Annotated in this window: 11 protein-coding genes; 10 read left to right on the top strand and 1 reads right to left on the bottom strand. The window is 70.0% G+C overall.

The window, feature by feature from the left end; all coding sequences use genetic code 11:
- Positions 1-21 precede the first annotated feature (21 nt).
- From lysA to QLQ86_RS01355, 5 genes are read left to right on the top strand one after another with little or no spacing between them, the layout of a single operon-like run.
- The gene (lysA, locus tag QLQ86_RS01375; RefSeq protein WP_282734097.1) at positions 22-1302 is read left to right on the top strand and encodes a diaminopimelate decarboxylase; all 1281 of its coding nucleotides are present in this window, start codon (positions 22-24) and stop codon (positions 1300-1302) included.
- The gene (gene dapF, locus QLQ86_RS01370) at positions 1302-2135 is read left to right on the top strand and encodes a diaminopimelate epimerase (RefSeq protein WP_282815672.1); all 834 of its coding nucleotides are present in this window, start codon (positions 1302-1304) and stop codon (positions 2133-2135) included. Before lysA ends, dapF begins: the two co-directional genes overlap by 1 nt.
- A gap of 29 nt (positions 2136-2164) precedes the next feature.
- A complete protein-coding gene (locus QLQ86_RS01365; protein ID WP_282734095.1) occupies positions 2165-2881 on the top strand; it encodes a DUF484 family protein in 717 nt (238 codons plus the stop codon).
- Positions 2878-3795, top strand: a complete 918-nt coding sequence (locus tag QLQ86_RS01360) for a tyrosine recombinase XerC (RefSeq protein ID WP_282815671.1) — start codon at positions 2878-2880, stop codon at positions 3793-3795. The genes QLQ86_RS01365 and QLQ86_RS01360 overlap by 4 nt, the downstream gene beginning before the upstream one ends.
- The gene (locus QLQ86_RS01355; RefSeq protein WP_282815670.1) at positions 3792-4535 is read left to right on the top strand and encodes an HAD family hydrolase; all 744 of its coding nucleotides are present in this window, start codon (positions 3792-3794) and stop codon (positions 4533-4535) included. Before QLQ86_RS01360 ends, QLQ86_RS01355 begins: the two co-directional genes overlap by 4 nt.
- 24 nt (positions 4536-4559) lie before the next feature.
- On the opposite strand, the gene yihA is transcribed toward QLQ86_RS01355, so the two are convergent.
- Complete coding sequence (yihA, locus tag QLQ86_RS01350; protein WP_282815669.1) at positions 4560-5177, bottom strand: ribosome biogenesis GTP-binding protein YihA/YsxC; 618 nt, start codon at positions 5175-5177, stop codon at positions 4560-4562.
- 243 nt (positions 5178-5420) lie between these two features.
- Here yihA and QLQ86_RS01345 point away from each other — a divergent pair, with 243 nt between their 5' ends.
- The 5 genes from QLQ86_RS01345 to QLQ86_RS01325 all read left to right on the top strand — a co-directional run bounded on the left by QLQ86_RS01345 (position 5421) and on the right by QLQ86_RS01325 (position 9746).
- The gene (locus QLQ86_RS01345; protein ID WP_282815668.1) at positions 5421-6041 is read left to right on the top strand and encodes a c-type cytochrome; all 621 of its coding nucleotides are present in this window, start codon (positions 5421-5423) and stop codon (positions 6039-6041) included.
- 150 nt (positions 6042-6191) lie between these two features.
- Complete coding sequence (locus QLQ86_RS01340) at positions 6192-6824, top strand: thiol:disulfide interchange protein DsbA/DsbL (protein WP_282815667.1); 633 nt, start codon at positions 6192-6194, stop codon at positions 6822-6824.
- Position 6825: 1 nt separating this feature from the next.
- The gene (locus QLQ86_RS01335; RefSeq protein WP_282734089.1) at positions 6826-7662 is read left to right on the top strand and encodes an endonuclease/exonuclease/phosphatase family protein; all 837 of its coding nucleotides are present in this window, start codon (positions 6826-6828) and stop codon (positions 7660-7662) included.
- A 117-nt stretch (positions 7663-7779) separates the two neighbouring features.
- Positions 7780-8343 carry a TRAP transporter small permease subunit gene (locus QLQ86_RS01330; RefSeq protein WP_282734088.1) on the top strand — a complete coding sequence of 188 codons (564 nt, stop codon included), beginning with the start codon at positions 7780-7782 and terminating at the stop codon, positions 8341-8343.
- On the top strand, positions 8343-9746 hold the full coding sequence (locus tag QLQ86_RS01325) for a TRAP transporter large permease (protein ID WP_282734087.1): 1404 nt from the start codon (positions 8343-8345) through the stop codon (positions 9744-9746). The genes QLQ86_RS01330 and QLQ86_RS01325 overlap by 1 nt, the downstream gene beginning before the upstream one ends.
- The last annotated feature ends 116 nt before the right edge of the window (positions 9747-9862 follow it).

Here is a 9862-nt window from a genome sequence, read left to right as displayed (position 1 = left end):
CCGAGACGACGAGAGCTAGGCATGGACCATTTCGAATATCGCGACGGCGTCCTCTACGGCGAGGACGTGCCGCTCACCCGCATCGCCGACGAGGTCGGCACCCCCTGCTACGTCTACTCCCGGGCGACGCTGGCACGCCACTTCCGCGCCTACACCGAGGCGCTGGGCGGCCACCCGCACCTGATCTGCTATGCGGTGAAGGCCAACAGCAACCTGGCGGTGCTCGGGTTGCTGGCAAGACTCGGCGCCGGCTTCGACATCGTCTCCGTGGGCGAACTGGAGCGGGTGCTGGCCGCCGGCGGCGACCCCGCCAGGGTGGTCTTCTCCGGCGTCGCCAAGCAGGAGGCCGAGATGGCCCGCGCCCTGGAGGTGGGCATCAAGTGCTTCAACGTCGAGTCGCGGCCGGAGCTCGAGCGCCTCGACGCCGTGGCCGGGCGGCTCGGCAAGGTGGCCCCGGTGTCGCTGCGGGTCAACCCGGACGTGGACGCCGGCACCCATCCCTACATCTCCACCGGGCTCAAGGACAACAAGTTCGGCATCCCGGTGGACGAGGCGCTGGCCGTCTACGAGCTGGCCGCCGCGCTTCCCAATGTGCGCGTCATCGGCCTGGACTGCCATATCGGCTCCCAGCTCACCGAGCTCTCGCCCTTCCTCGACGCCCTGGACCGCCTGCTGCTGCTGCTCGAGCGCCTGCGCGAGCGCGGCATCGAGGTGGAGCACCTGGACCTGGGCGGCGGCCTCGGCGTGCCCTACCGGGACGAGCGCCCGCCGGCACCCTTCGACTACGCCACCGCCCTGCTCGAGCGGCTGTCGAAATGGCCGGGCAGCGAGCGCCTGACCCTGCTCTTCGAGCCGGGCCGCTCCATCGCCGCCAATGCCGGCGTGCTGCTGACCCGGGTCGAGTACCTCAAGCCCGGCGAGACCCGCAACTTCGCCATCGTCGACGCCGGCATGAACGACCTGATCCGCCCCGCCCTCTACCAGGCGTGGCAGGCGATCCTGGCGGTGGATACCCGCAAGCCGCGCGACACCGCCACCTATGACGTGGTCGGCCCGGTCTGCGAGACCGGCGACTTCCTGGGCAAGGAGCGTGTGCTCGCCATCGCCGCCGGCGACCTGCTGGCGGTGCGCTCCGCCGGCGCCTACGGCTTCGCGATGGCCTCGAACTACAACAGCCGCCCGCGTCCCGCCGAGGTGATGGTCGACGGCGACCACGCCCACCTGGTGCGCCGCCGCGAACGGCTGGAGGACCTGTGGGCCGGCGAGTCGCTGCTGCCCGACGACGAGCGGGAGGCGCGCTGATGCTGCTGCATTTCACCAAGATGCAGGGGCTGGGCAACGACTTCATGGTGGTCGACCTGGTCACCCAGCGGGCACGCCTGACCGACGACCAGATCCGCCAGCTGGCCGACCGCCGCTTCGGCATCGGCTTCGACCAGCTGCTGGTCGTGGAGCCGCCGCGGGACCCGGAGATGGATTTCCGCTATCGGATCTACAATGCGGACGGCAGCGAGGTGGAGAACTGCGGCAACGGCGCTCGCTGCTTCGCCCGCTTCGTGCGCGACCAGCGCCTGACCCACAAGCACGAGATCCATGTCGAGACCGCCGGCGGCCCGCTGACCCTGGTGGTCGAGGACGACGGCCGGGTGCGCGTCGACATGGGGGCGCCGCGCTTCGCCCCCGAGGCGCTGCCCTTCGAGGCCGCCGAGGACCGTCTGCTCCAGCCGCTGGAGGTGGACGGCGAGTGCCTCGAGGTGGGCGTGGTCTCGATGGGCAACCCCCATGCGGTGCTGCGCGTCGACGACGTCGACACGGCCCCCGTCGAGCGCCTGGGGCCGGCGCTCGAGGCCCATCCGCGCTTTCCGCGGCGGGTCAATGTAGGCTTCATGCAGGTGGTGACGCCCCAGGAGATTCGCCTGCGCGTGTATGAACGCGGGAGTGGCGAGACCCTGGCCTGCGGCACCGGCGCCTGCGCCGCCGTGGCCAGCGGTATCCGCCAGGGGCTGCTGGAGAGCCCGGTCACCGTGCACCTGCGCGGCGGCGACCTTTGCATCGAGTGGGCCGGCGACGACGCCTCCCTGATCATGACCGGTCCCGCCGAGCGCGTCTTCGACGGCCGCGTCGTCCTGAACTGAGTCGCCCTGCCACCAGAGGAGAAGCTCCCATGACCCGAGCCGCCCCCGACCCGCGCAAGACCCTCGACCCCGATCGGGTGGCCCAGTGGCTGGCCTGTCACCCGGACTTCTTCGTCGGTCGCGAGGGGCTGCTGCAGCAGCTCAAGGTGCCGCACCCCGAGGCCCGCGGCGCCACCTCGCTGCTCGAGCGGCTGGTCCACGACCTGCGCTCCCGCGCCGAGCAGGCCGAATGGCGCCTGGAGCAATTGCTGGAGTCGGCCCGCCATAACGAGGGCCAGTATCGCCGCACCCGCGAGTTGGTGCTGGCGCTGCTCGAGGCCGAGGACAACGACGCCCTGGGCCAGGCGCTCGCCACCCAGCTCGCCGAGCGCTTCCATACTCCGGCGGTGGCCCTGTGGTGCCCGGCCAGCCTGACCGATGCCGAGCCCCGTCCCCCCCAGGCCCCGCGCCAGGTCCTCGACGACCATGCCGGCCAGCGCCTGGCCGCGCTGCTCGACGGCCGCACCAGCCGCTGCACCCGTCTGACGCCGACCGACTGGAAGCGCCTGCTGCCCCATGTGCCGGCGCCCGACAAGGCCGGCTCCTGCGCCCTGTCGCGGCTGACCCTGGGCGAGCCGCTGGGCTACCTGGTGCTGGCGAGTCCCGACCCGGACCACTTCCGCGCCAGCATGGATACCCTGTTCACCGAGTACGTGGGCGAGGTGGTGGCGCGGCTGCTGGTACGCCTGGCCCCGGCCGCCCCGTGACCGGACGCGCGCTGGACTCCGAGGTCGAGGCCTTCCTGGCCGGGCTGGCCCGCACCGCCAGTCCGGCCACGGTGGGCGCCTACCGACGTGACCTGGAGGCCCTGGCGGCCTTCCTCGAGGCCGAAGCCATCGACGACTGGTCAGCGCTGGATGCCGCCCTGCTGCGCCGCTTCCTGGGCAGCGAGCGCATGCGGGGCCAGGCCCCGCGCAGCCTGGCCCGGCGGCGGGCAGCCATCTCGGGCTTCGCCCGCCACCTGGTGGCGGCCGGCCGGCTCCGCCACAACCCGGTGCCCCTGGTGCGGACGCCCCGCCAGCCCCGGCACCTGCCGCATCCCCTGGACGTGGACCAGCTGGCCCGCTTCCTCGACACGCCCCACGACGACTCGCCCCTGGCCCGACGCGACCAGGCGATGCTGGAGCTCTTCTATTCGAGCGGCCTGCGCCTGGCCGAGCTGGCGGCGCTGGACCTCGGCGACCTCCAGCCGCAGCGGGTGCGGGTGCTGGGCAAGGGCGGCAAGCCCCGCCAGGTGCCGGTGGGGCGCCGGGCGCGCCAGGCCCTGGACGCCTGGCGGGCGGTGCGCGGCCAGCTGGCCGATCGCGACACGCCGGCGCTGTTCGTCGGGGTGCGCGGGGCCCGGCTGGGCCATCGCGCCATCCAGAAGCGGCTGGCCGAACTGGCCAGGGCCCGGGGGCTGGCCGAGCACCTCCATCCGCACCGGCTGCGCCACTCCTTCGCCAGCCACCTGCTGGAGTCGAGCCAGGACCTGCGGGCCGTGCAGGAGCTGCTGGGGCATGCGGACCTCGCCACCACCCAGGTCTACACCCGCCTCGACTGGCAGCACCTGGCGGCGAGCTACGACGCGGCCCACCCCCGGGCACGACGCCGCGCCGACGATGCCGGGGAGCCGTCATGACCCTGCAGGCGATCACCTTCGACCTGGACGACACCCTGTGGGACAACCGCGGCGTGATGGCGCGCACCGAGACCGGCCACTACGCCTGGCTCGACGCGGCCCTGGACGCCTGGCTGGCGCGCCGCGGCGACACGCATCTCGGCCGCTTCGCCGAGCGCTTCCCCCTGGCGGCCTACCAGACTAGCCGCCGCCGCCTCGCCGAGCGATACCCGCTGCGTCGGGGTGACTTCAGCTGGCTGCGCGAACGCGCCCTCGTCGAGCTGCTGGAGGCCTTCGGGCTGCCGCGCAGTGCCGCCTGGCTGTGGGCCGCGGCGACCATGGCACGCTTCCATGCCCTGCGCCTCGAGGTCTCGCCCCACCCCGAGGTGGAGCCACTGCTCGCCGAGCTCGGCGGCCGCTACCGGCTGGGGGCCATCACCAACGGCAACCTGGCGGTGCACCGCCTGGCGCTGCACCGCCACTTCCGGGTGACCATCGCTGCCGGCGAGATCCAGGCGCCCAAGCCGGACGCTCGCCCCTTCCTCGCCGCCCTGGCGCGGCTCGCCACCCCGCCTTCCCGGGCGCTGCATGTGGGGGATTCCTGGCAGGAGGATGTGCTGCCGGCCCTGCGCCTGGGCATGCACGCGGCCTGGATCGCCGCCGACACGCCCCATGCCGGCGACCTCCCCGCGGGGGTGTTCAGGCTGCAGCACGTGCGGGAACTTCCGGCCCTGGTCCAGCGCCTGGAAGGTCCGGGCTAGGGCCGCGCTCGAACCCCTTGGGGGTCAGCCCTGCTCGGGGGCGAGCAGCCACTGGTCGAGGCGCTCGTGCACCTCCTCGATGCCCTGCTTCTTGAGGGCGGAGAAGAGCTGGATGCTCACCAGGTCCTCCCACTCGCGCAGTTGCGAGCGTACCTGCTGCAGGGCGCTCTTGGCCGCACCGCTCTTGAGCTTGTCGGCCTTGGTCAGCAGGATGTGCACCGGCATGCCCGCCTCGTCGGCCCAGCCGAGCAGGGTCTGGTCGAACTCCGTCAGCGGGTGGCGCACGTCCATCACCAGCACCAGCCCGCGCAGCGAGCCGCGACGCCGCAGGTAGTCGGAGAGGTGGCGCTGCCACTCCAGCTTGACCTGCTCGGGCACCTTGGCATAGCCGTAGCCCGGCAGGTCGACCAGCCGGTGGCCACTGTCCTCGCCCAGCAAGAAGAAATTGATCAGCTGGGTACGACCCGGCGTCTTGGAGGTGCGGGCCAAAGCCTTCTGCCGCGTCAGGGCATTGATGGCGCTGGACTTGCCGGCATTGGAGCGGCCGGCGAAGGCCACCTCGGCCCCCTCGTCGGGTGGGCACTTCGCCAGGGTCGGGGCACTGGTAAGGAAACGGGAGGCCTGGTAGTTGAGTCGCGACATCGCGGGAAAATCCTGACGTTGATCAAGGGCACCACGGCTTGCATTCCCGCGGCTCGGGTGTTCCGTTATAATGCAGTGTCTTTGTCTGCGACCCGGGGCGCGCCAGTATACCACCGTGCTCCGGCCGTCAGCGACCGACCACAGGGCGTCGGCGACGACCGGCCAGAGGGCACCCGGCCTCGAGGATCGGGCGGCACCCGGGGTACGTACCGGCCAACAACGTAACGGGATAGTGGAACAGCGATGAGAAAGCTACTGGCAAGCCTGGCAATCACCGTGGGCGCCGTCGGCGTGGCCCATGCAGACCTTCAAGCGGATGCCGATGCGGCGGCGGGCAAGGAGAAGGCGCAGGCCTGTGCCGCCTGCCATGGCCAGGAGGGCATCAGCCCGTCCGGCGCCTTCCCCAACCTGGCCGGCCAGCAGGCCTCCTACCTGGCGAAGCAGATCATGGACATCCGCGATGGCGACCGCGAGGTCGCCCAGATGGCCGGCCAGGTGGACAACTACTCCGACCAGGATGCCTGGGACGTGGCGGTCTACTTCGCCGACCTGGACCCGGCCCTGGGACAGGCCGATGCCGACGAGGCGCTGGTCGAGCGCGGCCGTGAGCTGTACCGTGCCGGCGACATGTCCAAGGGCGTCCCCGCCTGCGCCGCCTGCCACACGCCCACCGGCGAGGGCATCGGCAGTGCCGTCTACCCGGCGCTCTCCGGCCAGCATCCCGACTATACCCTGAGCACCCTGCAGGACTTCGCCTCCGGTGACCGCAACAACGACCCGGCCAACATGATGGGCGACATCGCCTCCAAGCTGAGCGACAGCGACATGGAAGCCGTGGCCAACTATGTGCTCGGCCTGCACTGAGGCCGACCCGTCGCACGGTGTGCTGACACGCCGAGGGCGGCCAAAGGCCGCCCTCGGTGTCTAGGGGGAACCCCACCCTCGCGGGGGACTCAAAGCCAGCGATGTGCCGCACCTCGGCACCTGGATCACGATTCATTCAAGGAGAACCCCATGCTCAAGCCCCTGATACTCGTCTTCGCCGGCCTCGCCCTGCCGGGCCTGGCCACCGCCCAGTCCCTCGTCGAGGGTGAGCATTACGAGGTGCTCGACAACCCGGTGGAGACCCAGGTCGAGGACGAGCGCATCGAGGTGACCGAGGCCTTCTGGTACGGCTGTCCCCACTGCTACAACCTGGAGGAGCCGCTCAACGCCTGGGTGGCCGAGCAGCCCGAGGATGTCGCCTTCCAGCGCATGCCGGCCACCATGGGCGGCGACTGGAACACCCATGCCTTCGCCTTCTATGCGGCCCAGGAGCTGGAGATCCTAGACGACCTCCATGACGACTTCTTCCATGCCATCCACGAGGAGGGGCGCAGCCTGACCGATCCCGATGCCATCGCCGAGTTCTTCAGCGACTATGGCGTCAGCGAGGAGGAAGCCAAGGAGGCGCTGGGTTCCTTCGGCGTCAAGGGCAAGGTGAACCAGGCGCATGCCCGCATGCGCCAGATGCAGCTGATGGGCGTGCCGGCGCTGATCGTCGACGGCCGCTACCTGGTCTCGCCGAGCTCGGCCGGTAGCCTCGACAACATGCCGCAGGTCGCCGGCGCCCTGGTCGAACAGGTCCGCGAGGAGCGTGCAGACTGAGATGTCCCATCTGGCCGAGGCAAGGACGCCGCTGCTCGAGGGCGGCCACCTCAAGCTGCTCACCTTCAACCTGCAGGTGGGCATCCAGACCTCGGCCTACCACCATTATCTGACCCGCAGCTGGCAGCACCTGCTGCCGCACCCCAACCGGCTGCGGCGTCTGGACATGATCGGCGAGGTGCTCGGCCGCTTCGACATCGTCGGCCTCCAGGAGGCCGACGGCGGGAGCTTCCGCTCGAGCCAGGTCAACCAGGTGGAATACCTGGCCAGCCATGCCGGCTTTCCCCACCACTTCCAGCAGCTCAACCGCAACCTGGGCCGCATCGCCCAGCACAGCAACGGGCTGCTGTCGCGACTGGCCCCGACCCGCATCGAGGAGTACCGCCTGCCCGGCACCCTGCCCGGCCGCGGCGCCATCCATGCCCGCTACGGCGAGGGCCCCGATGCCCTGCACCTGTTCGTCGCCCACCTGGCGCTGAGCCACCGGGGCCGGGTGCGCCAGCTCGACTACCTCAGCGAGATCATCCAGCCGCTGCGCCATGTGGTGGTGATGGGGGACCTCAACTGCACCCCCGATCAGCTCCACGGCCATCGGCGCTTCTGTGCCTCGCTGCCGCTGCACCCGGTGCGCCCGCCACTCAGCTACCCTTCCTGGCAGCCCCGCCGGGCCCTGGACCACATCCTGCTGTCGGAGTCCCTCCAGGCCGACGAGGTGCGGGTGCTCGACCACCTCTTCTCGGATCACCTGCCCATCGCCGTGGACGTGCGGCTACCGGAGGCCTGCCTGGAAGCCTGCCTGACCGCCACCCGGGGCGAGGCCCGACGGCGGCGGCGCTGATGGCCGCCGCGCGGGCACCGTAAAGTCAACGTTGGCTCGCGAGGCTGCTGCCGGAGCGCCGGTGTGCGACCATGAAGCCCCACCAGACGCGAAGACCGAACAGCGAGACCCACACCCATGGCCCAATCCCGCGAGCTGCCAGGTGTCATTGCCTGGCTCGACCGTGCCTCGGAATGGCTCGGCAGGAGCCTCTCCTGGCTTGTCCTGCCGATGATGCTCATCCAGTTCCTGATCGTGGTGCTGCGCTACGCCTTCAGCTTCAACAGCATCCCCATGCAGGAGTCGGTGATGTACATGCACGCCGTGGTGTTCATGCTGGCCGCAGCCTGGACCCTCAAGCATGACGGCCATGTGCGTGTGGATATCTTCTATCGCGCCATGACGCCGAAGCGCAAGGCCCTGGTCGACCTCTGCGGCACCCTCTTCCTGCTGCTGCCGGTGATGGTCTTCGTGATCCTGTCGAGCACGGGCTATGTGGGCAAGTCGTGGCGCATCCTCGAGGGCTCGCCCGATACCGGCGGCATCCCCGGCGTCTTCCTGCTCAAGACGCTGATCCCGCTCTTCGCCGGCCTGATGCTCCTGCAGGGCCTGGTGGAGGCGAGCCGCCACTACCTGGTCCTCACCGGGCGCATGGATCCCCCCGCCCATGACGACGACCCCCATGTCGAGGAGCGCCTGTGATGCTGGAGTTCATGCCGCTGGTGCTCTTCCTCGTCATCTGCCTGGTGCTGATGGCCGGTTATCCCGTTGCCCTGTCGCTGGCCGGCACCGCCCTGGCCTTCGCCGGCCTGGGCCTGGGCCTCGAGGCCCTGGGGGTCGATGCCCACTTCGACGGCGGCTACCTGGGCGCTTTCCCCAACCGCCTCTACGGCATCATGACCAACCAGACGCTGCTGGCGGTGCCGCTGTTCGTGCTGATGGGGGTGTTGCTGGAGAAGTCCAGGGTCGCCGAGAACCTGCTCGACGCCATGGCGCTGCTCTTCGGTTCGCTGCGCGGGGGGCTGGGCATCTCGGTCACCCTGGTGGGCATGCTGCTGGCCGCTTCCACCGGCATCGTCGGCGCCACCGTGGTGACCATGGGCCTGATGTCACTGCCGACCATGCTCAAGCGTGGCTACAGCATGCCGCTGGCCACCGGCACCATCTGCGCCACCGGCACCCTGGGCCAGATCATTCCGCCCTCCATCGCCCTGGTGCTGCTCGGCGACGTGCTCTCCTCCGCCTACCAGCAGGCCCAGCTCTCCATGGGCATCTTCAGCCCCAAGACGGTCTCGGTGGGCGATCTGTTCATGGGCGCCCTGGTGCCGGGACTGATCCTGGTGGTGCTCTACATCGCCTATGTCTCCGTGGTCGCCTGGCTCAGGCCGCAATCCGCCCCGCCCGCCGACCGCAGGGAACTGATGGACGAGTTGGGTCATCAAGGGGGCCTGGGGCTCTTGTTGCTCAAGGGGCTGGTCCCGCCCATCTTGCTGATCGTTGCCGTGCTGGGCTCGATCCTGGGCGGCTTCGCTACCCCCACCGAGGCAGCGGGCGTCGGTGCCTTCGGTGCAATGATCCTGGCCCTGGCCTATCGTCGCCTGGACATCCAGACTCTCAAGGAAGTGCTGCGCTCGACGACCCACGTCACCACCATGGTGTTCATGATCCTGATCGGTGCCGCGCTCTTCTCGCTGGTATTCCGTGCCTATGGCGGCGAGGAGCTGGTCACCGAACTATTCGAGAACATGCCCGGCGGCGTGTTGGGCGCGACGATCATCGTGATGCTGGTGATCTTCCTGCTCGGCTTCATCCTCGACTTCATCGAGATCACCTTCGTGGTGGTGCCCATCGTCGGGCCGATCCTGCTGGCCATGGGGCTCGACCCCATCTGGCTGGGCATCATGATCGCCATCAACCTGCAGACCTCCTTCCTGACGCCGCCCTTCGGCTTCGCGCTCTTCTACCTGCGCGGCGTGGCGCCGGACTCGGTGCCCACCTCGGCGATCTACAAGGGGGTGATCCCGTTCATCGTGCTTCAGCTCTGCATGCTGTTGGCCCTGGCCTGGTTCCCGGAACTGGCCACCTGGCTGCCGGAGCAGTTCTGACCGGTCGACAGGACAAGCAAGGGGCCCTGCCCGCACGGGCCGGTGACGCCAGGACAGTCCGTTTTCCGGCACCCCCCTCGGTGCCAGCCGGTGGCCCCCGTGGCCGCCGGACACAC

Source organism: Halomonas rhizosphaerae, from assembly GCF_030012485.1.
GTDB classification, from domain to species: domain Bacteria; phylum Pseudomonadota; class Gammaproteobacteria; order Pseudomonadales; family Halomonadaceae; genus Halomonas; species Halomonas rhizosphaerae.
Note: the sequence above shows the minus strand (reverse complement) of the source record. Positions and strands in the feature narration are given on the sequence as shown.